The 21,186-nt window shown below is 75.5% G+C and carries 18 protein-coding genes; 7 read left to right on the forward strand and 11 right to left on the reverse strand.

Translation table 11 applies throughout. The features are described from left to right. Positions 1-39: 39 nt before the first annotated feature. On the reverse strand, positions 40-1,227 hold the full coding sequence (locus ABD385_RS21295) for a beta-1,3-glucanase family protein (protein WP_344578477.1): 1,188 nt from the start codon (positions 1,225-1,227) through the stop codon (positions 40-42). A gap of 209 nt (positions 1,228-1,436) precedes the next feature. Here ABD385_RS21295 and ABD385_RS21300 point away from each other — a divergent pair, with 209 nt between their 5' ends. After that, positions 1,437-3,062, forward strand: coding sequence for a PucR family transcriptional regulator (locus ABD385_RS21300; RefSeq protein WP_344578480.1), 1,626 nt, complete (start codon positions 1,437-1,439; stop codon positions 3,060-3,062). A 13-nt stretch (positions 3,063-3,075) separates the two neighbouring features. Here ABD385_RS21300 and ABD385_RS21305 read toward each other — a convergent pair whose 3' ends face one another. The 3 genes from ABD385_RS21305 to recN form a co-directional block, all read right to left on the reverse strand. After that, entirely contained in the window at positions 3,076-4,266 is a 1,191-nt protein-coding gene (locus ABD385_RS21305; RefSeq protein ID WP_344578483.1) for a glycosyltransferase family 4 protein, read from the reverse strand. A gap of 403 nt (positions 4,267-4,669) precedes the next feature. Next, positions 4,670-5,500, reverse strand: coding sequence for a hypothetical protein (locus tag ABD385_RS21310; RefSeq protein ID WP_344578486.1), 831 nt, complete (start codon positions 5,498-5,500; stop codon positions 4,670-4,672). Positions 5,501-5,561: 61 nt separating this feature from the next. Then, entirely contained in the window at positions 5,562-7,307 is a 1,746-nt protein-coding gene (gene recN / locus ABD385_RS21315; RefSeq protein WP_344578530.1) for a DNA repair protein RecN, read from the reverse strand. Positions 7,308-7,587: 280 nt separating this feature from the next. Here recN and ABD385_RS21320 point away from each other — a divergent pair, with 280 nt between their 5' ends. Continuing rightward, the gene (locus ABD385_RS21320; RefSeq protein WP_344578489.1) at positions 7,588-9,063 is read left to right on the forward strand and encodes a S41 family peptidase; all 1,476 of its coding nucleotides are present in this window, start codon (positions 7,588-7,590) and stop codon (positions 9,061-9,063) included. 24 nt (positions 9,064-9,087) lie between these two features. Here ABD385_RS21320 and ABD385_RS21325 read toward each other — a convergent pair whose 3' ends face one another. From ABD385_RS21325 to ABD385_RS21335, 3 genes are read right to left on the reverse strand one after another with little or no spacing between them, the layout of a single operon-like run. Further along, positions 9,088-9,966 carry an NAD kinase gene (locus ABD385_RS21325; protein ID WP_016579030.1) on the reverse strand — a complete coding sequence of 293 codons (879 nt, stop codon included), beginning with the start codon at positions 9,964-9,966 and terminating at the stop codon, positions 9,088-9,090. 59 nt (positions 9,967-10,025) lie between these two features. Further along, positions 10,026-10,841 carry a TlyA family RNA methyltransferase gene (locus ABD385_RS21330; protein WP_344578490.1) on the reverse strand — a complete coding sequence of 272 codons (816 nt, stop codon included), beginning with the start codon at positions 10,839-10,841 and terminating at the stop codon, positions 10,026-10,028. 14 nt (positions 10,842-10,855) lie between these two features. Continuing rightward, positions 10,856-11,182, reverse strand: a complete 327-nt coding sequence (locus ABD385_RS21335) for a hypothetical protein (RefSeq protein WP_344578491.1) — start codon at positions 11,180-11,182, stop codon at positions 10,856-10,858. A gap of 64 nt (positions 11,183-11,246) precedes the next feature. Here ABD385_RS21335 and ABD385_RS21340 point away from each other — a divergent pair, with 64 nt between their 5' ends. Further along, positions 11,247-11,594 carry an SCP2 sterol-binding domain-containing protein gene (locus ABD385_RS21340; RefSeq protein ID WP_344578494.1) on the forward strand — a complete coding sequence of 116 codons (348 nt, stop codon included), beginning with the start codon at positions 11,247-11,249 and terminating at the stop codon, positions 11,592-11,594. Here the strand turns inward: ABD385_RS21340 and ABD385_RS21345 are convergent. The 3 genes from ABD385_RS21345 to ABD385_RS21355 all read right to left on the reverse strand — a co-directional run bounded on the left by ABD385_RS21345 (position 11,578) and on the right by ABD385_RS21355 (position 14,730). Continuing rightward, positions 11,578-12,411: an ABC transporter ATP-binding protein gene (locus ABD385_RS21345; protein ID WP_344578496.1), complete on the reverse strand. Its 834-nt coding sequence runs from the start codon at positions 12,409-12,411 to the stop codon at positions 11,578-11,580. The genes ABD385_RS21340 and ABD385_RS21345 overlap by 17 nt on opposite strands. An 86-nt stretch (positions 12,412-12,497) precedes the next feature. Further along, positions 12,498-13,601 (reverse strand): FecCD family ABC transporter permease, encoded by a 1,104-nt coding sequence (locus tag ABD385_RS21350; RefSeq protein WP_344578497.1) that lies wholly within the window; start codon positions 13,599-13,601, stop codon positions 12,498-12,500. A 70-nt stretch (positions 13,602-13,671) separates the two neighbouring features. Beyond that, positions 13,672-14,730 carry a FecCD family ABC transporter permease gene (locus ABD385_RS21355; RefSeq protein ID WP_344578499.1) on the reverse strand — a complete coding sequence of 353 codons (1,059 nt, stop codon included), beginning with the start codon at positions 14,728-14,730 and terminating at the stop codon, positions 13,672-13,674. A gap of 112 nt (positions 14,731-14,842) precedes the next feature. Here ABD385_RS21355 and ABD385_RS21360 point away from each other — a divergent pair, with 112 nt between their 5' ends. Beyond that, positions 14,843-15,871 (forward strand): ABC transporter substrate-binding protein, encoded by a 1,029-nt coding sequence (locus ABD385_RS21360; RefSeq protein WP_344578500.1) that lies wholly within the window; start codon positions 14,843-14,845, stop codon positions 15,869-15,871. 73 nt (positions 15,872-15,944) lie between these two features. Further along, positions 15,945-16,832, forward strand: a complete 888-nt coding sequence (locus ABD385_RS21365; RefSeq protein ID WP_344578501.1) for a siderophore-interacting protein — start codon at positions 15,945-15,947, stop codon at positions 16,830-16,832. Positions 16,833-16,927: 95 nt separating this feature from the next. On the opposite strand, the gene ABD385_RS21370 is transcribed toward ABD385_RS21365, so the two are convergent. After that, positions 16,928-17,977: an HAD-IIA family hydrolase gene (locus tag ABD385_RS21370; RefSeq protein WP_425585446.1), complete on the reverse strand. Its 1,050-nt coding sequence runs from the start codon at positions 17,975-17,977 to the stop codon at positions 16,928-16,930. 177 nt (positions 17,978-18,154) lie between these two features. Between ABD385_RS21370 and ABD385_RS21375 the strand changes: the two genes are divergently transcribed. Both ABD385_RS21375 and ABD385_RS21380 read left to right on the forward strand, forming a co-directional pair. Continuing rightward, positions 18,155-19,420 carry a DUF1015 family protein gene (locus tag ABD385_RS21375; protein WP_344578503.1) on the forward strand — a complete coding sequence of 422 codons (1,266 nt, stop codon included), beginning with the start codon at positions 18,155-18,157 and terminating at the stop codon, positions 19,418-19,420. 188 nt (positions 19,421-19,608) lie between these two features. Further along, the gene (locus ABD385_RS21380) at positions 19,609-21,156 is read left to right on the forward strand and encodes a pyridoxal phosphate-dependent decarboxylase family protein (RefSeq protein WP_344578505.1); all 1,548 of its coding nucleotides are present in this window, start codon (positions 19,609-19,611) and stop codon (positions 21,154-21,156) included. Positions 21,157-21,186 lie beyond the last annotated feature (30 nt).

Consider the following 21,186-nt stretch of genomic DNA (forward strand, 5'->3'; position numbering starts at 1 on the left):
GGAGGTCCTCCGGGGGCGGTCGGCGGCCGGCCGGCGTCCCTAGAAGGGCGTCAGGGTGAGGGTGAGCTCCTTGGGGGCGTGGTCCTCGACGTAGGAGGCGAAGCCGGCGACGTCGTCGAAGGCGAAGCCGTACGCCTTGCCGTCCTGGGTGGCGCCGTGCATGACGCGGGCGTAGTGGTTGGTGACCTGCTGCTGGTAGAAGGCGGCCGGGTCGGTGACCGGCTGGGCGGGGTGGGTCGCCAGGGTGGAGCGGTTGAGGGCGGCGCCGAGGACGGCGGCCAGCGGGCCGCGGACGCCGTCGTTGGGGGCGGCCAGGACGCCGTCGCAGAAGAGCACGTCGCGGGTGGACGGTTTGCCGAAGGCGATCGGGCCGGCCGGGGCCGCCGAGCGGGCCCCGCGGCCCTGGGGGCCGGTGAAGGTGAGTTGGTCGCCGCTGACCCGGCCGGTGAAGGCGCCGGCGTTGGTGGTGACGGTCAGGTCCTTGCCGGCGTAGGCGGACCAGGCGGCGTCGACGGCGGGGGCGAAGTAGTCGGCGGCGAACAGGCCGCTGTCCAGGCCGTGGCCGGGGGCGATCACCCGCCGGTCGTCGACGACCAGGCGGTCGAAGCCGGCGGCGGCCTTGACCTCGGAGAAGATCCGGGCCCGGGCGCCGTCCTTGAGGGTGCCGGTGGTCTGGTCGCCGCTGCCGGTGAGGTGGAGGGCGAGCGGGACGCTGAACATGTCGACCATGGTGGTGTTGCAGAACATCCCGCCGGAGTTGTAGGTGAACTCCGCGCAGTCGTGCAGCACGTCGTAGTTGGGGTCGGAGGCGACCCAGCCCGCGGGGTAGGCGAGGGCGGGCTTGCCGTTGCCGTCGGCGACCGCCTTGATCTTGAGCTTGGCGCCCAGGCTGGTGTAGATCCGGCCGGACATCGGGGGCAGCTGGACGGTGGTGGTGCCGGTGGCGGCGAGCGGTATGGCGTAGTCGGTGAAGCCGTCCGGGCCGTTGTCGGCGACCGCGACGGGGGCGAGCTTCCCGTCCGGGGTGACCCTGACCTGCTGGGTGCCGTCGTTGCCCAGGATGTAGATCCAGACCGAGCCGTTGGCGTAGGCGCCGGACTTGTTGACCAGGTGCAGCGGGAGGGTGCCGGCCGCGCGGGCGGTGGGGGCGCCGATGGCCCGGCCGGCGACGGCGGCGGTGGCGGCACCGGCGGCGAGCCCGCCGAGCAGGGTGCGACGGGAGATCATGAGGCGGCTCCTTGTGGGGGGTGGGGTGAGCGCTCTCGTTGGTACGGTCCAAGCACCCTGCCCAGGCACCCCGGTCAACGTCAAGTGTGCGACCAGGGAAAGGAGTTGAGCGGAGGGGCGGAGGGGGTGCGCGAGCCGTCCCGGTGGACCGGCGGGCGCTATCCGGATCGCATTCCTCCGGATAGCCGTACGCGCGGTAGCGTTCCGGCATGGGGCCGCACGGGAAGATCGAAGCCGACGTCACGGTACGCCGGGCGCTGGAGCTGCCGGCGCTGCGGCGCGGCCTGCCGGAGGTGCTGGCCGGCGAGGGCCGGTTGGGGCGCTCGGTGCGCTGGGTGCACGCCGGCGAGGTCCCGCACATCGCCTCGCTGCTCAAGGGCGGCGAGCTGCTGCTGACCACCGGGCTGGGGGTGGGCACCCGGCCGTCCGAACAGCGCGCCTTCATCCGCAAGCTCGCCGACCGGGACGTCGCCGCCCTGGTCGTGGAGCTGGGCTCGCGGTTCGACGCGCTGCCCGTGGCACTGGTCGACGCCGCGCGGGACTGCGGGCTGCCGCTGATCCAGCTGCACCGCGAGGTCCCGTACGTCACGGTCACCGAGGAGATCCACACCGAGATCATCAACAGCCACTACACCCTGCTGCGGCGCGCCGACGAGCTGCTGCGGCGCTGCACCGACGTGCTGCTGCGGGGCGGTGGCGCACCGGAGGTGCTGCGGCTGCTCGCCGTCTTCACCGGCAACCCGCTGTGCCTGGAGGCCCCCGACGGCAGCCCGCTGTACGCCGCCGGGCCCGAGGGCGACGACGGCGTGGCGGACGCCGATCCGCTGCTGGCCTGGGAGGGGCTGCGCGACTCCGGCCTGCGCATCGACGTGCCCGGCGGCGGGCCCGGGCCGGACGCGGTGCGCGCCCGGCTGGTGCTGCTCCCGGTGAACGGGCCGCTGGCACCGGTGCACCGGCTCGCCGCGGAACGCGCCGCCGACCTGCTGGCCGTGGTCATGCTCCAGTCCCGGCAGGAGGAGGTGCTGGCCGCCCGCGGTCGCGGGGACTTCCTCGCCGAGCTGGCGGAGGGCCGGATCTCCGCGTCCGAGGCGCCTGCGCAGGCCCGGCTGCTGGGCTTCCGGCCGGGCGCCGAGGCGGTGTTGCCGGTGGTGATGCGGCTGCCGGCCGCGCTGCCCTCCCCCGGCAGCTGGGCGGTGCTCGCCCAGGCGCTGCGCGAGGAACTGGCCGCCCCCGGGGTGCCGGTGCTGCTCGGCGTGCGGCCGGTGGAGGGCCGGGTGCCGCTGCTGGTGGCGCTGCGGGCGGGGCAGGACCGGGCGGCGCTGGCCGACCGGGTCGCCGAGGCGCTGCGCGCGGGGGTGGTCCGGGCCGGGCTGGACCGGCCGTCGGCGCACCGCCCGGTGGTGGTGGTCGGTACCGCGGGTGACTGGGCGGCGGCCGGCCCGGGCCTGCGGCACGCGGCGGAGGCGGCGGCCGCGGCCCAGGGGCTGCCGGAGGCGCCCTGGTACGACGCCCGCCGCCTGGACATCGAACTGCTGCTGTGGCGGATGCGGGAGCACGGCGAGCAGGGGGTGCTCACCGATTTCGTGGAGCGCGCCATCGGCCCGCTGCTGGCCCACGACCGGGGCGCCCGCCAGCCGCTGCTGCCGACGCTGGAGGCCTATCTGGCCAGCGCCGGCCGCAAGGCCGAGACCGCCCGGGACCTGAACGTCAACCGGCAGACGCTCTACGACCGGCTGGCGCGGATCGCGCAACTGCTGGGGACCGACCTGGACGACCCGCAGACGGTGCTGGGGCTGCGGCTGGCGCTGCGGGCGCGGCGGCACACCGACCGGTAGGCCGCGCGCCGGGTCAGACCGGTAGCGCCGGCTGCGGCGGCTGGGTCAGTTCGTCGTAGACGCTGAGGACCTGCGCGACCGTGTCGTTCTCGCTGGGCCAGCCGGCGGCCTGGACGCGGCCGGCGGTGGCCAGTGCGGTGCGGCGCACCGGGTCGGCGAGCAGGTCCAGGACCGTGCGGGCCAGTGCGGTGGCGTCGCCGTAGCGGACCAACGCGGCTCCCCTGCCGACCAGTTCGCGGGTGCCGCCGGTGTCGGTGGCCACCAGGGGGACGCCGGCGCGCAGGGCCTCCTGGGCGATCAGGGAACGCGCCTCCCACCTGCTGGGCAGCACCACCAGGTCGGCGGCGGCGAGGAGTTCGGGCACGTCGTCGCGGCGGCCGAGGAGCTGGACGGGCAACCGCTCGCTGTCGATGCGGCGCTGGAGCGCGGCCCGCTGCTCGCCCTCGCCGGCGATCGCGAGCAGCGGCTGGGGGTCCAGTGCGGACCAGGCGTGCGCCGCGTCCAGCAGCAGGTCATGGCCCTGGGACGGGTCGAGCCGACCGACCGCGAGCAGCAACGGACGGTCCACCGCGCCCAGTTCGGCGCGCTCCTTGTCGCGGCTGCGGTCGGGGTCGGTGGCGTGCCCGGCGCGGCCGGAACGGGCCCGCGGCACGGCGACCGGGGCGAGGCGGGCGTCCCGGGCACCCCGCTCGCGCGCCCGGTCCACCAGGTCGGAGCAGACGCCGAGGACGACGGCCGCGGCCCGCGCCACCCGCCGCTCCATCAGGTGCACCATTCCGGCGCGGGCGCCCTCGGTGTGCGCCTTGGTGTGCCAGGTCATGACGAGCGGGACCTGGCCCCACCCACCGGCGCCCAGGCCGCAGGCGCGGGGGCCGCGCAGGCCGCGCAGCGCCACCGAGGCGCGCAGGCCGGCCCGCAGGCCGTGCGCGTGGACCAGGTCGGCGTCCCAGCAGGCGCCGCGCAGCACGGTCAGGCCGGCCGGGTCCATCCGCGGGGCGAGCGGCACGAACCGGGCACCGGCCGCGGTGAAGTCGTACGCCTCCTCGGCCTCCGGCGGGGCGCACACGGTCACCCGGACCCCGCGGGCGACCAGCCCTTCGGAGAGCGAACGGACGTGCGCCGCGCTGCCGGCACCGCCGCGCCCGAGCACCTGGACCGTGCGCAGCGGCGACTGCCCGTGCGGCGGGGTCAGGGGGCTGGTCACGAGGTAGGGCTCCTGGGTCGGGGGCGGTAGGTACCGTACCGGCGGGGCGGTTTGGCACTGCGAGGTGCTGCGATGTTCCGGGGCGGGGGATCGGCCCGGTCCTGCGGGCAGGTCGGGGCGGGCGTGCCCCGGCGCTGCACACCGCGCCCAGGATGCCAGTCCGGCGGCGTCAATTCGGCACCGTGCGGACGCCGTTCCGGTGGGAAGTCTCACCCACGGATCCATGGATTCACCCACATGGGCGACTTGGTGGGTGCGCGGATTGCCGTCCGAACGGGGTGGACGCACCCCTGCGGTCCGTCACCGCGCTGTCCGGAACCCGTCCTTCACTGTCCGGATCGAGTCGCTCCGGTTCTTTCCGCCGCGCCCGCACCGCCGTGCCCGGCCCGCGCCGTCGGCGCCGTCAGCGCGCCCCGGCCAGGCGGCTGATGCGGTCCCCGACGGCCGCCGCGACGACCAGCGCGGCAGCGTGCACGGCCAGCCCCGCCCGGCCTCCCCCGCGCCCGGCGCCGTGCGCGCCCCGGGGCCCCGCTCCGGCGACGGCGGCCAGCCCGAGGGCGGCGCCGAGGGCGTGCGCGCCGGCGTCCCCGAGCATCGTGCGCTCCCCGAAGTCGTCGGGGGCCAAGGCGACCGCGGCGCCCAGCGGGACGGCGGACAGCGCCCCGGCCGGTCCACCGCGCAGCAGGCCCGGCGCCGCCAGCGCGACGGCGGCCGCCGCGGCCCGGCCCGGGCGGACGTCCAGGAGGTTGACCAGGTGGGCCGAGCCGGCGATCACCACGCCCGCCACCAACCGGTCGGCCGGGCGGTCCGCGAGCAGGGCGCCGGCGGCGAGTCCGGCGGCGCCGATCCCGAAGAGCTTGACCGCTCCGCTGGTGACCTCGCCGTGCCGCAGCGCGGACAGGTGCGCCCGGAAGCCGCGGCGCGGGTCCCCGGCGCCGACGAGGTCGTCGTAGGCCCCGCAGCCGCCGGCGGCCAGGACGGCCAGCGCCGCCGCCGCGCGGGTCCGGGCCGGCAGCCCCGGAGCGCCGGCCGCGGCGAGCGCGGTGCCGAGGGCGACCGCCGGACCGGCGTGCAGGGTGACCGGCCGGCCCGCGTGGTTCGTCCGCTGCCAGCGCGCGGCGCCGCCCGGCGGTCGGCGCCGCAGCACCGCGTAGCAGGCCCGGGTCGCGCCCGCCGCCGCGAACAGCGCCGCACTGCGGACCGGCGTGCCGCCGCCCGTGGTCGTTCCCCTCATCCCGCTCCCCCTCGCCGGCCCGGTGGCCAGCCCTCGCCGGCCCGGTGGCCGGGTGTTGTCGCTAGGTGCCCGTGCGGGCGGTCTCCAGGAGTTCCTCGGCGTGCGCGCGGGCCGTTTCGGAGTCCTCCTGGCCGGCCAGCATCCGGGACAGCTCGCGGATCCGGTCCTCGCCCTCCAGGACGGTGACGCCGCTGCGGGTCACCGAGCCGTCGTTGGTCTTCTCCACCAGCAGCTGCCGGTCGGCGAACGCGGCGACCTGCGGGAGGTGGGTGACCACCACGACCTGCGCGGACTTGGCGAGCCGGGCCAGGCGCCGGCCGACCTCGACGGCCGCCTTGCCGCCGACGCCCGCGTCGACCTCGTCGAAGAGGTACGTCGGGACCGGGTCCGAGCCGGCGAAGACGACCTCCACGGCGAGCATCACCCTCGACAGTTCACCGCCGGAGGCGCCCTTGGCGATCGGTCGGGGCGGGGCGCCCGGGTGCGGGGCCATCAGGATCTCGACCTCGTCGGCGCCGGCCGGGCCGTACGCGACGCTGCGGCCGTTGACCTCGATGCCGTCGGCGTCGTCGGCGTCCTCGGGCAGCTCGGTCTGGCGGATGGCGACGCTCACCCGGGCGTGCGGCATGGCGAGTTCGCCGAGTTCGGTGGTGACCGCGGCCGCGAAGTGCTCCGCGGACGCGGTCCGGGCGTCGGTCAACTGCTGGGCCAGTTCACCCAGTTCGGCGCGGAGGCCGTCGCGCTCGGCGGCCAGCTCGGTGATCCGGTCGTCGTCGCCGTCGAGTTCGGCGAGGCGCGCGGCGCTCTGCTCGGACCACGCCAGCACGGCCGAGGTGTCCTTGCCGTACTCGCCGTACTTGCGGGTGAGGTGGTTCAGGGCGGCGCGGCGCTCCTCGACGGCGGCCAGCCGCAGCGGATCGGCGTCCAGGCCGTCCGCGTAGCCGGCGAGTTCGGTGGCGACGTCGGCCATCAGGATGCCGAGTTCACCGAGCCGGTCGGCCAGCGCGGCCAGCTCCTGGTCGTGGCCGCGGACCGCCTCCAGACCGCGGTGGGCGCCGGCGACCAGGGTGGTGGCGTCGATGCCTTCGGGGTCCTCGGGGTTGCCGGCCAGCGCGGCGTGCGCGACGGTCGCGGCGGAGGCCAGCGCCTCGGCGTGGCCGAGCCGTTCGGCCTCGGCGGCGAGTTCGACGTCCTCGCCGGGCAGCGGCTCGGTGGCGGCGATCTCGTCCAGGCCGAAGCGGAGCAGATCGGCTTCCTGGGCGCGCTCCCGGGCCCGGGTGGTCAGCTCGTCGAGTTCGGCGGCGACGGTGCGCAGCCGGCGGTGCGCGGCGGTGTACTTGGCGAGCGGGCCGGCGACCGCGTCCCCGGCGTAGCGGTCCAGGGCCTGGCGCTGGCGGGCCGGCCGCAGCAGGCCCTGTTGGTCGGTCTGGCCGTGCACCGCGACGAGGTCGTCGGCGAGTTCGCCGAGGATCCCCACCGGTACCGAGCGGCCGCCCACATGGGCCCGCGAGCGGCCCTCGGCGGAGACCGTGCGACTGATCAGCAGCGCACCGTCGTCCAACTCCGCGCCGGCCTCCTCGGCCCGGACTGCGGCCGGCGACGAGGACGCGAGGGCGATCCTGCCCTCGACCACCGCCGACTTGGCACCGATCCGCACCAGGGCGGGGTCCGCGCGCCCGCCGAGCAGCAGGCCGAGGCTGGTGACGACCATGGTCTTGCCCGCGCCGGTCTCGCCGGTCACCGCCGTGAAGCCCGGGGACAGCTCGACGACGGCGTCGTCGATGACACCCAGGGACCGGATCCGCATCTCCTCCAACACGGGTACGACCTTACGAGGTCCCGGGGCCGCCCCGCGACGGCCTCCCCCACACCACCGCCCCGCCCCGGCCGCCCGCGTGCCCGGCCAGGACCCGCCGCACGCCCCGGACCTGCGGAAAACCCCACCGGGAAGGCGGGTGGCCGCCGGATGGCATCCGATCCGGCCCGATCGGCAGGCTGGCAGCACACCGCACCGGTTCCCCTCCGGGACCGGCCCGGCGGTCCCCCGCGTGCACCACGCAGCCCTCCCGACCCCACGAGGTACCCCCATGAGTGACCCGGCAACGCCCCGCCCGACCGGGCGGCGACCGGCCCGCCGGCCGCGCACCACGGTCCTGCTGGCCACCGTCCTGGCCGCGGCGACCGCGCTCCCGGCCTGTGCCGCCCCGACCGCCGCCGCCCGGCAGGCCGGGGCGCGGGCGGCGGCGCCCGCGCTGGACGGCGTCTGGCGGACGGACGGCTACGGCACGCTCGTCCGGATCGCGGGCGGCACCCTCACGACGTACGAGACCACCGCCGTCAGTTGCCTGCCCGGAGCGGTGACGGGCAGGCAGGCGGGTGCCCCCGGCGCGGACGGCGCGCTCCGTTTCACCGTGCCGGACGGGGCGCCGCTCACCGTCGCGCCCGCGGGCGCGGACCGGGCCCGGCTGTCCGCCGCCGACGACGTCGGCCACCGCTCCCTGCACCGCACCGGTGGGCTGCCGCGGCGCTGCGGTGCCCGACCGGCCCGGGACCCGCGGGCGGTCTTCGACGTCTTCTGGCAGACGTACGCGGAGAACTACCCGTTCTTCCGGGCCAAGGGGATCGACTGGCGCGCGGTCCGGGACCGCTACCGCCCCCGGGTCACCGCCACCACCACCGACGCCGAACTCTTCGCGGTACTGCGCGCGATGATCGAACCGCTGCACGACGCGCACACCCGGGTCGTCGCCGGCGAGGACCGCTGGTTCGCCGGCAAGCGCCCCGGCACCGTGCTGCCCACCCCCGCCTCCACCGCCCGGGTCGACGCGGCGGTGGCCGCCGCCCTCGGCCCGCACGCCGTGCAGCGGCAGTGGGCCGGCGGCAAGCTGCGCTACGCCGATCTGCCCGGCCGGATCGGCTACTTCCGGATCACCCAGTTCGCCGGGTACACCGAGAAGGGCGAGCACGCGGGCGACGTCGCCGCGCTCGACCAGGCACTGGACGCGGTGTTCACCACGGCCCGTACCCGGGGCCCCGACGCCCTGCGCGGGCTCGTCGTGGACCTGCGGATCAACGGGGGCGGCTCGGACGCCCTGGGCCTGCGGATCGCCTCGCGACTCACCGACCGGCCCTACCTCGCCTACCGCAAGCGGGCCCGGAACGACCCGCGGCGGCCGGGCGGGTTCACCGCGCCGGAGCCGATCACCGTCCACCCGCACCGGGGACCGGTCTACACCGGGCCGGTGGCGGTCCTCACCGGCCCGTTGACGATCAGTGCGGGCGAGACCTTCACCCAGTCCCTGATGGGCCGCTCCCCGGCGCCCACCCGGATCGGCCAACCCACCCAGGGCGTCTTCTCCGACGTGCTGGAGCGGACGCTGCCCAACGGCTGGAGCTTCGGCCTGCCCAACGAGGAGTTCCTGACGGCCGACGGCCGCACCTTCGACGGGCCCGGGATCCCGCCGGCCGTGCGCACGCCGGTCTTCACCGAGGCGGAACTGTCCGCCCGGCGCGACAGCGCCCTGGCCCGGGCCCGGGAGCTGCTGGTGCCCGGCGGGGCGTAGCGGGGCCCGGGCCCGTCCGCCGCCCTAGTGCGGCGCGCCCCGCCAACCGGCCACCGGGAGCGCGAACTTGGCGACCAGACGGTCGGTGAAGGAGGCGTGGTGCAGCCGGGCCAGGCGGACCGGGACGGCGCCGCGGCGGACCTCGACGCGGGCGCCGGCGGGGAGTTCGACGGTGCGCCGGCCGTCGCACCACAGCACGCCGTGCGGGGTCTTGGGCTGGACCTCCACGGCCAGCACCGACTGCGGGGAGGTGACCAGCGGCTTGGCGAACAGCGCGTGGGCGCTGATCGGGACCATCAGCAGCGCCTCGACCTCCGGCCAGACGACCGGGCCGCCGGCCGAGAAGGCGTAGGCGGTCGAGCCGGTCGGGGTCGCGCAGACCACCCCGTCGCCGCCGAAGCGGGAGACCGGCCGGCCGTCGACCTCGGTGACCACTTCCAGCATCCGCTCACGGGCGGCCTTCTCCACGGACGCCTCGTTGAGCGCCCAGTCGGTGTGCACCACGGCGCCGTTGTTGCGGACCAGGACGTCGAGGGTCATCCGCTCCTCGACCTCGTAGGAGCGGGTGACGACCCGGTCGACGACCTTGTCGAGGTCGTCCCGTTCGGCTTCGGCGAGGAAGCCCACCCGACCGAGGTTGACGCCCAGCATCGGCACCCCGGACGTGCGGGCGAAGTCCGCGCCGCGCAGCAGCGTGCCGTCCCCGCCGAGGACGACGAGGAGTTCGCAGCCCTCGGCCGCGCACGGCTCGGTCGCGACGCGTTCGACGGAGTCGGGCAGCGGCAGGTCCGCGGCCTCCTCGTCCAGCACCCGCACCCCGATCCCGCTGCGCAGCAGCCCCTGGACCACGAGTTCGGCACTGCGGATGGCCGCCGGGCGGCCGGTGTGCGCGAGCAGGAACACGGTCCGTCCGGCGCGGCCGGTCTCCTGTGCCGCGCTGTCTTCAACTGCCTGGGTAGTGGTCAACTGGGCCCCTCCGCCACTGCACGGTCGACGTCCGCCGGGTCGAGTGCAGGCGCCCCGGCGCGCAGCCAAAGAAAGTACTCGACGTTGCCCGAGGGCCCGGGCAACGGGCTCGCGGTCACGCCCAGGACGCCCAGCCCCAGCCCGGCGGCGCGGTCCGCGACGCCACGCACCGCCTCGGCCCGCAGTGCGGCGCTGCGCACCACGCCGCCGCTGCCCAGCCGCTCCTTGCCGACCTCGAACTGCGGCTTGACCATCAGCACCAGGTCGGCGTCGGGCGCCGCGCAGCGGACGAGCGCGGGCAGCACCAGGCCCAGCGGGATGAAGGAGAGGTCGCCGACGACGAGGTCGACGGGGACGTCGTCGATCTGGTCCAGGGTCAGCTCGCGGACGTTGGTGCGGTCCTTGACGGTGACCCGGTCGTCGCTCTGCAACTGCCAGGCGAGCTGGCCGTAGCCGACATCGACGGCGACCACGTGGCCGGCACCGGCGCGCAGCAGCACGTCGGTGAAGCCACCGGTGGAGGCGCCCGCGTCCAGCGCCCGCCGGCCCTCGACGCGCAGGCCGCGCGGGACGAAGGCGGCGAGCGCGCCGGCGAGCTTGTGGCCGCCGCGCGAGACGTAGTCGGGGTCGCTCCCGTCCTCCCGGACGACCACCGCCGCGCTGGTCTCCACCTGGGTGGCCGGCTTCGTCGCGGTCGCCCCGCCGACGGTCACCCGGCCCGCGGCGATCAGCTGGCTCGCGTGCTCCCGCGAGCGGGCCAGCTTGCGGCGCACCAGCTCCGCGTCGAGACGGCGTCGTGCCACTCCTGCCACCTGTGGTTCAGCTCCTACTGGTCGTGCCGGTCGGGTCGGCCGGGTCGATCGGGCGTCGGGGACGGTGCGGGCGGCCCGGAGTGCTGGTCGAGGGAGGCCAGCACGTCGCGCAGTCCACGGTGGACATCCTCGTACATGCCCAGGTGGCCGCTGACCGGGAGGTGGTCGGCTTCGGCCAGGCGCGCCAGGCCGGCGTCGACGGCGGGCTGGCCGGTGGGGGCCACCGCCACCCCGAGCGGTCGGGGGCCGGCCGGCTCGGCGGGCTCCGCGGCCACGGCGGTCGCTCGCGCTCCGGGGGCCTGGGGGGCCGCCGGCTCGGGGCCGTTCATCGGGTCTGCCATGCCCCCGACGCTACCTCGCTCGCGCGCCCCCGGCCGTCCGTGGCCTGGCGTATCGTCGGGCGCGATGGCAACTCTCGACCAGTGCCGTGCCGCGCTCGACCGGCTGGCCCACAACCTGTCCTCGGCGGACGGTGAGGTGCGCGGCGCCTCGGCGCTCGACCGCTCCGTCAGCTGCCGCATCACCGACCTCGACACCACCTTCGTCGGCCGGCTGGCCGACGGCAGTCTGCAGGACGTGACCTGTGTCGCCGGGCCGCCGCCGGAGAAGGCCGAGATCCGGTTGACCATGACCGGCGACGACCTGGTGGCCCTGGTGGACGGCCGGCTGAACTTCGCCCGGGCGTGGAGCAGCGGCCGGGTGAAGCTGGAGGCCGGGCTGCGCGACCTGCTGCGGCTCAGGACCCTGTTGTAGCCGCCGCGGTGCTGAGTGCCGCGGCACCCTCCCGGGGCCGGCGGGCGGCCGGGACGACCAGCGGGGTGCCGCTCTCGGGGTCGTCGATGATCCGGCAGTCGATGCCGAAGACCCGGCCCACGAGGTCGGCGGTGACGATCTCGGACGGTGCGCCCTCGGCGATCACCCGGCCGTCCTTCATCGCGATCAGGTGGGTGGCGTAGCGGGCCGCCTGGTTGAGGTCGTGCAACACCGCGACCAGGGTGCGGCCCTGTTCCTCGTGGAGGGTGGCGCACAGGTCCAGAACCTCTATCTGGTGCTGGATGTCGAGGAAGGTGGTCGGCTCGTCGAGCAGGAACAGCGGGGTCTGCTGGGCCAGCGCCATGGCGATCCAGACCCGCTGCCGCTGTCCGCCGGAGAGTTCGTCGACGTAGCGGTCGGCCAGTTCGGCCACGCCCGTCGCGGTCATCGACTCCGCGACAATCCGCTCGTCCGCGGCCGACCACTGGCGCAGCAGTCCCTGGTGCGGGTAGCGGCCGCGCGCGACGAGGTCGGCGACGGTGATGCCGTCCGGGGCGACCGAGGACTGCGGCAGCAGGCCCAGCGTCCGGGCGACCTGCTTGGCCGGCAGTGCGGAGATCTGCTGGCCGTCGAGCAGCACCGCGCCGGTGGTCGGCTTGAGCATCCGCGACAGGGCGCGCAGCAGCGTGGACTTGCCGCAGGCGTTGGGGCCGACGATGACCGTGAAGGAGTGGTCGGGGATGTCGACCGAGAGGTTCTCGGCGATGGTCCGCTGGTCGTAGGCGAGGGTGACGTTCTCGGCCGCGAGACGGCTCACTGCGGGGCTCCTGGGGTGGTGGGGGTGGTCGGTTCGCTGGGGTCGCCGGGGGGTCGTGGGGCGTGCGACGGTGGCGCTGCGCCCGCTCACACCCGTCCCGCCTTCCGCTCGGTGGCCAGCAGCCACAGCAGGTAGCCGCCGCCGAGGATGCCGGTCAGCACGCCGACCGGCAGTTGGTCGGCGCCGAACAGCAGTTGGGCGGCCCAGTCGGCGCCGACCAGCAGGGCGGCGCCCATCAGGGCGGCGGGCAGCAGGTTGGGGCCGGGCGCGCCGGTGAGCCGGCGGGCGAGTTGGGGCGCGGTGAGGGCGACGAAGGAGATCGGGCCGGCCGCGGCGGTGCCGGCGGAGACGAGGACGACGGCGGCCAACAGGGCGGTGATCCGGACCCGTTCGGTGCCCACGCCCAGCGCGGCGGCCGCGTCGTCGCCCATCTCCAGCATCCGCAGCGGCCGCGCGCAGCGCAGCACGACCGGGATCAGCACCGCGCAGACCGCGGCCATCGGCCAGACCTGGCTCCAGTCGCGGCCGCTGAGCGAACCGGTCATCCAGGTGGTGGCCCGGGCCGCGTCGTAGAGGCTGGCCTTCGTCAGCAGGTACAGCACGACGGCGTAGAGCACGGCGGCGACGCCGACGCCGACGAGGACGAAGCGGTAGCCGTGGATGCCGCGTTGCCAGGCGAGCAGGAAGATGACGAGGCCGGTGAGCAGCCCGCCGACGACCGCGCCGCCGGCCACCGCGAACGTCCCGCCGTGGAACCACACCAGGACGATCAGCGCGCCGACCGACGACCCCTGGGAGAGGCCGAGGACGTCGGGACTGCCCAGCGGGTTGCGGGAGACGGTCTGGAAGACCGCGCCGGCGATCCCGAAGGCCGCACCGACCAGCAGCCCCACCAGGACCCGCGGCAGTCGCAGGTCGTGCACGATGAACTGCTGGCCGGTGGTGCCGCCCCCGGTCAGGGTGGCCAGCACCTGCGACGGCGTCATCGGGTAGTCGCCGGAACCGATCAGGGCGACGGCCGCGGCCAGTGCGGCGGCCAGCAGCAGCGTGCCGGCCAGGACGGCGCGCAGGTCCAGGCGGATCGAGAGGCCGCCCGCGGTCCGTACCGTGCGGGTGCGGCGCCGGCCGGGCGGTGCCTGCTCCCGCGGGCCCGCCCCGTTCGTCGGGCCGGGCTCGACCGTGGCGTTCACTGCTGCTCCTCCTCGTTCGTGCGCGTTTGCGGGCCGGTTGGCGCGCGCCGTGCTCCCTTCGTGCGGCCCGTCACAGTTGGGCCATCCGCCGGCGTCGGACGAGGGAGATGAAGACCGGGCCGCCGATCACGGCGGTGACGATGCCGACCTGGAGCTCGCCGGGCCGGGCCACCACCCGGCCGAGCACGTCCGCGCCGACCAGCAGGACCGGCGAGAGCACCGCCGAGTACGGCAGGATCCATCGCAGGTCGGGTCCGGTCAGGGCGCGGACCGCGTGCGGCACCATCAGTCCGACGTAGACGATCGGGCCGCAGACCGCGGTCGCGCCGCCGCACAGCAGGGTCACCGCGACCATCGCCAGGACCCGGGTGCGGGTCAGCCGGGCGCCCAGGGCGCGCGCCTGGTCGTCGCCGAGCGCGACGGCGTTCAACGGGCGGGCGAGCAGCAGCGCGAGCGCCGCGCCGACCAGGAGGAACGGCGCGATCCGGGTGACCGTGGGCAGGGTCGCGTTGGCCAGCGAGCCCACCGTCCAAAAGCGCATCCGGTCCAGCGCCGCGGAGTCCATGAGGTTGACGGCGTTGAGGTAGCCGGTGAGGACGGCGGTCAGCGCGGTGCCGGCCAGCGCGAGCCGGACCGGGGTGGCGCTGCGGGTGCCGCCCAGGACGTAGACCGCGACCGAGACCACGGCGGCGCCGGCGAAGGCGAACCACACGTAGCCCGAGAGCGAGGTGATGCCGAGGAAGCTGATGGCGGAGACCACCGCGGCCGAGGCGCCGGCGTTGATGCCGAGCACGCCGGGGTCGGCGAGCGGGTTGCGGGTGAGCGCCTGCATGACGGTGCCGGCGAGGCCGAGGGCGGCGCCGGCCAGCACCCCGAGGAGGGTGCGCGGGAGCCGGACGTCGCGGATGACCACGTCGGTGTCGGAACCGGTGTGGTGGAAGAGGCCGTGCCACACCTGGTCGAGGGGGATCTGCTTGGCGCCGACGGCGATGCCGAGGACGGCGACGGCGGCGAGGAGGACGAGGGACGCGCCCAACCCCGCGGCACGGGCACCGGGCCGCCGCCCGGGTGCGGTGGGGGCCGTCGCCGCGTCGGGGGAACTGTCAACGGGGGGACTGTCTACCAACACGCTGGTTAGGTTAGCCTACCCTCACAAGCGGTCGATCTACCGGCTCTTCCGGTGCGGCCCGTCCACCCTGCCCGTCGGGGGCGCTCCGCCTCCAGAGAGAAGCACCACCATCATGCGAACCCCCCGAAGCGTATCCCTGTCCCGACGCGGCGTGCTGGCCGCGGGCGGCGCCGTCGGCATCGGCGCCCTGCTCGCCGCCTGCGGGGGGAACGGAGCGTCAGGCGGCTCGACCGGCGGGGGCGGGGGCGGCCCGTGGTCGTTCACCGACGACCGCGCGCAGAAGGTCACGCTGCCCGACCGGCCGCACCGGATCGTCGCGTTCACCGGCACCGCCGCGGCCCTGCACGACTTCGGCGTCGACGACCAGATCGTCGGCGTCTTCGGCCCGACCACCTTGGCGAACGGCAGGCCCGACCCGCAGGCCGGCGACCTCGACGTCAAGAAGGTCACCGTCATCGGCAACGGCTACAACCAGTTCAACGTCGAGAAGTACGCGGGCCTCTCCCCCGACCTGCTGGTCACCAACATGTACGAGCCCGGCGCGCTCTGGTACGTCCCCGACGACAGCAAGGACAAGATCACCAAGCTCGCCAAGACCGTGGCGCTCACCGCGTCCCGGAAGCCGCTCGACCAGATCATCGCGCGCTACGGCGAGTTCGCCGCGTCGCTCGGCGCGGACCTGAAGGCCAAGAAGGTCACCGACGCCAAGGCCCGCTTCGAACGGGCCGCCGCGCGCCTGCGCAAGGCCGCCGCCGCCCACCGCGTCAAGGTCCTGGCCTGCTCCGGCAGCGCCGACCTCTTCTACGCCTCCAACCCCGGCATCAGCGCGGACCTCCTGTACTTCAAGTCCCTCGGCGTGGACCTGATCGTCCCCGACCACGTCGACAAGGGCGGCTACTTCGAGGGCCTCAGCTGGGAGAACGCCGACAAGTACCGGGCCGACGTGCTCCTGTTGGACAACCGGACCGCCACCCTCCAGCCCAAGGACCTGGCCGCCAAGCCGTCCTGGAACGAACTCCCCGCCGTCAAGGCCGGCCAGATCACCCCCTGGTCCAGCGAGCCGCGCTTCTCGTACGCCGGCGCCGCCCCGCTGATGGAGCAGCTCGCGCAGGCCATCGAGCGCGCGAAGAAGGTCACCTGACGCACCACCGGGCCCGCCCCGCCGCGGGCCCGCACCGCCCACCCCAGCCCGCACCGTCCCGGGAGGTTCCCGAATGACCGCGACCGCCGCCCCCACCGCCGCGCCGTTCCGCTTCTTCGACGTCCAGGTCGCCCGCACCCGGCGGCTCGGCCCGTCCATGGTGCGGATCACCTTCGCCGGCGAACGGCTGGACGAACTGGTCTCCGGCGGCCGGGACCAGCGCTTCAAGCTGTTCCTCCCGCAGGCCCACCAGGCGGCACCGGTCTTCGCGGACACGGGCGACGGCTGGTACACCGCCTGGCGGGCCCAGGACCCGGCCGAGCGCCCGATCATGCGCTCGTACACGATCCGCGAACAGCGCCCCGAACCGAGCGAGTTCGACGTGGACTTCGCGCTGCACGGCGCCGACGACCCGGCCGCGCCCAGTGGCGGGCCGGCCAGCCGGTGGGCGGTGCGGGCCCGACCGGGCGACCGGCTGACCGTGCTCGCGCCGGCCGTCGAGGACAACGGCGGGGTGGACTTCCGGCCCCCGCCCGGCACCGACTGGATCCTGCTGACCGGCGACGAGACCGCCCTCCCGGCGATCGCCGGCATCCTGTCCTGGCTCTCCCCGGGCACGGTGGCCAAGGTCTGGGTCGAGGTCGGGCACGAGACCGACCGGCAGGCGCTGCCGACCTTCGCCGACGCCGAGGTCACCTGGCTCGTCCGGGACCCGGCGGCGGCCGGCCACGGCGCGCCCGTGCTGGACGCGCTGCGCGCCGCCGACCTGCCCGAGGGCACCCCGTACGCCTGGATCGCCGGTGAGGCGGGCGGCGTCAAGGCGGTGCGCCGCCACCTCGTCGGGGAGCGCGGCTTTGACCGTCGTGCCGTGAAGTTCACCGGCTACTGGCGGCGCGGCGCCACCGAGGAGGACCTGATCGCGGAGCTGACCGCGGCGGCGGCCGCCGCCGGCCGGGAGTGAACCGCCGCTCCCGCCGCTCCGGCGCCCCGTCCCGGTCCCGCCGCCCCGCGCGGCGGGACCGGTCCGCCTTACCCCCGACCGTTACGAACGCCCCGTCACATCCCGAGCCGGTGCAGCGCCTTGGACGCGTCCGCCGCACAACTCCCGGCACCCGCCGCGGTCCAGGCCGCCGCACACAGCGCCCGCAGCCCGTCCAGCGGCGCCCCCTCGCCGTCCAGCACCAGTTCGTCCCCGGCCGCCGCCGCCCGCCAGCCCCCGCAGCGGAAGCCGGCGCCGTCGTCGGTCACCGCCGGCTGCGGGCGCAACACCCCGCGCAGGTCCGCGTCCACGTACGTCGGCCGGTGCTCGGGCGGCGCGGCCAGCAGGGCGGCCGCAGTGGTGACGCCGGTGAGCACCAGCAGCGAGTCCACCCCGCCGTTCCAGGCGCCCTCGATGTCCGTGTCGAGGCGGTCGCCGATCACCAACGGCCGCCGGGCACCGGTCCGCAGCACCGTCTCGCGGTGCATCGGCGGCTGCGGCTTGCCCGCGACCTGCGGCGCCCCGCCGGCGGCGATCCGCACCACCTCCACCAGCGCACCGTTGCCCGGTGCGATCCCGCGCTCCTTGGGGATGGTCAGGTCGGTGTTGGACGCGAACCACGGCACCCCGCGCTGCACCGCGTACGCGGCCTCGGCCAGCCGCTCCCAGTCCAACGTCGGGTCGTAGCCCTGGACGACCGCCGCCGGGTCGTCGTCCGCCGACGCCACCGGCACCAGCCCGCGCTCGCGCAGCGCCACCCGCAGCCCCTCGCCCCCGATGGTCAGCACCCGGGAGCCGGCCGGCACCTGCTCGGAGATCAGCCGGGCCACCGCCTGGGCGGAGGTGATCACATCCTCGGCGGTCGTCGGAAGGCCGAATCCGGACAGTTGGCCGGCGACCGCCTGCGGGGTGCGGGCCGCGTTGTTCGTCACGTATGCGAGGTGCATGCCGCCCTCGCGGGCCGTGGTCAGGGACGCCACGGCGTGGTCGATGGCCCGGCCGCCGGCGTAGACCACCCCGTCCAGATCCAGCAGTGCCGTGTCGTACGCCTCGTTGAGCGCGCGCCGGCACCCGTCGGGCCGGTGCCGCTCGCGCCCGTCCGCCGCCGCGTGCATCCGCTCGTCCATGCCGTCCTGCTCCTCGTTGCTGCGTGCCGTACGGAAGGCCGTCCGCGCGCCGGTACGGGCCCGCCCGCCCCCTTGTCGGACCGGTCCGTCCGCCGCCGCGCGGCCACCGAAATTTCCGGCCGATTCACGGCCGCTCCCCCGATCATCCCGCACCCGTTCCCGGCATAGCATTCTTCAATGACCAGTACCGACGGCCTCCGCCTCCTCCCGTTCCGCGGCCTGCGCTACGCCCCGGACCGGGTCAGCAGCCTCACCGCGGTCACCTCCCCGCCCTACGACGTCGTGGTGCGGCCGGACGGGGTCCGCGCCCTGGAGACCTCCGATCCGTACAACATCGTGCGGTTGATCCTGCCGCAGGCCGCGGACCCGGCCACCCGGCACCGCCAGGCCGCCGACACCCTGCGCCGCTGGCGCGCGGAGGGCATCCTCACCCCGGACCCGGAACCGGCGCTCTACGTCTACGAGCAGCGCGGCGGCGACGTCCTGCAGCGCGGTCTGATCGGCGCGCTCCGACTGGACGGCCCGGTACTGCCGCACGAGGACGTCATCCCGGAGGTGGTCGAGGACCGCGCCGCCCTGATGGGCGCCGCCGCCGCCAACTTCGAGCCGCTGCTGCTGTCGTTCCGCGGACCGGGCACCGCGAACGGCGCGACCGGCGTCATCGAGCGCACCGTCCGGCGCACCCCGCTGCTCGCCACCACCACCGAGGACGGCTTCGCGCACCGCCTGTGGGCGGTCACCGACCCCGCGGAGCTGGCCGCGGTCGACGCCGACCTGGCCGTGCGTCAGGCGCTGATCGCCGACGGCCACCACCGCTGGGCGACGTACCAACGGCTCCACGCGCAACGGCCGGACGCCGGCCCCGACTCACCCTGGGCCTCCGGGCTGGTGCTGCTGGTGGACACCGCCCGCCATCCGCTCCAGGTCCGGGCGATCCACCGGGTGCTGCCGCACCTGCCGCCGGCCAAGGCGCTGGCGGAGGTGGCCGGCGCCTTCCGGGCCCGCCGGCTGCCCGGCGACCTCCCCAGCGCCCTGGAGGCCCTGGCGCAAGCCCCCGGCAACGCCTTCGTGCTCTCCGGCGGCCCCGACTCCTTCCACCTCCTGGACCGGCCCGACCCCGACCTGCTGGAGCGCGCCGTCCGCTCCGACCGGCCCGAGGCGTGGCGCCACTTGGACGCGACGGTGCTGCACTCGGTCCTGTTGGACGAGGTCTGGCGGATCCCCGACCACCCGTCGGACATCGGCTACCTGCACCACACCGAGGCCGCGGTGGCGCAGGCCGCCCGGCACGGCGGCTCGGCCGTCCTGATGCGCGCCACCTCCGAGGAGACGGTGCGTCAACTCGCCGAGCAGGGCGTGACGATGCCCCGCAAGTCCACCTCGTTCGGCCCCAAACCGGCCACCGGCCTGGTGCTGCGCACGCTCGACGACGAAGGGAGCTGAGCCGCCCCACCGCCCTCGCGGCGCGGGAATCCCCCCGGTCCGGCCGGACCGGGGACCCCGCCCCCACCTGCCGGCACAGTTAGGTTAGGCTTACCTCACTGCGTCGCCGGGCGGGTTCCCCTGCCCCTGTGCACACCTCCGCACCCTGCACAGGACGCAGTTGACCCCGCTCCAGGGAGGGCCCCTTCATGAGTCGCCTCGCGCACCCCGCCGAGGACCCGGCCGACAGCCGTACCCATCTCCTCAACAACCACACCGCCGACCACTACCGCGCCGCCGTCACCGAGGGCGTCGCACGGATCAGCGCACGGATCGCCACCACCGACCGCCCCTTCACCGGCGTCTCGGTCGACGAACTGGCGCCCACCGTGGCCGCCGTGGACCTCGACACCCCGCTCCACGACCCGGCCGCCGCCCTGGACGAACTGGAGCAGGTCTACCTGCGGGACGCGATCTACTTCCACCACCCGCGCTACCTCGCCCACCTCAACTGCCCCGTGGTGATCCCCGCGCTGGTCGGCGAAGCGGTGCTGTCCGCCGTCAACTCCTCCCTCGACACCTGGGACCAGAGCGCCGGCGGCACCCTCATCGAACGGCGCCTGGTCTACTGGACCGCCGAACGGATCGGCCTCGGCCCGGCCGCCGACGGCATCTTCACCAGCGGCGGCAGCCAGTCCAACCTCCAGGCCATGCTGCTCGCCCGGGACGAGACCTGCCGCCGCGAACTGGCGCGCACCGGCTCCCCCGAGGACACCCGGCTCATCGACCTGCTCCCCCGGCTCCGCATCCTCACCTCCGCGTGCAGCCACTTCAGCATCCGCAAGTCCGCCACCCTGCTCGGCCTGGGCGCGGAGGCCGTGATCGCCGTCCCCGCCGACGACACCAAGCGGATGCGCACCGACGCCCTCGCCGCCGAACTGGAGCGCTGCCGGCGCGACGGCCTGATACCCATGGCGGTCGTCGCCACCGCCGGCACCACCGACTTCGGCTCCATCGACCCGCTCCCGGAGATCGCCGACCTGGCCGCCCGCCACGACGCCTGGATGCACGTGGACGCCGCCTACGGCTGCGGCCTGCTCGTCTCCCGCCGCCGCGACCTCCTCACCGGCATCGAACGCGCCGACTCGGTGACCGTGGACTACCACAAGTCCTTCTTCCAGCCGGTCAGTTCCAGCGCCGTCCTGGTCCGCGACCGCGCCACGCTGCGGCACGTCACCTACCACGCGGACTACCTCAACCCGCGCCGGATGGTCGAGCAGCGGATCCCCAACCAGGTCGACAAGTCGCTCCAGACCACCCGCCGCTTCGACGCCCTCAAACTCTGGCTGACGCTGCGCACCATGGGCGCCCAGGGCATCGGCGAACTCTTCGACGAGGTCATCGACCGGGCCGCCGACGGCTGGAAGCTCCTGCACGACGACCCGCGCTTCGAGGTCGTCGTCCAGCCCCAGCTGAGCACCCTGGTCTTCCGCTACCTCCCCGGCGGCACCCAGGACCCCGAGCTGACCGACCGGGTCAATCTGCACGCCCGGGAAGCCCTCTTCGCCTCCGGCGACGCGATCGTCGCCGGCACCAAGGTGGACGGCCGGCACTACCTCAAGTTCACCCTGCTCAACCCGGAGACCACGCTCGACGACATCGCGATCGTCCTCGACCTGATCGCCGAGCACGCCGGCCGCTACCTGGCCGAGCAGCCCGCGGCCGGCCGGCCCGCACCGGCCCTCAGCGCCCGCTGACCTCCCACCGACCGACCATCTCCGGAAGAG

This window comes from Streptomyces lunalinharesii, assembly GCF_039532155.1.
GTDB classification, from domain to species: domain Bacteria; phylum Actinomycetota; class Actinomycetes; order Streptomycetales; family Streptomycetaceae; genus Streptomyces; species Streptomyces lunalinharesii.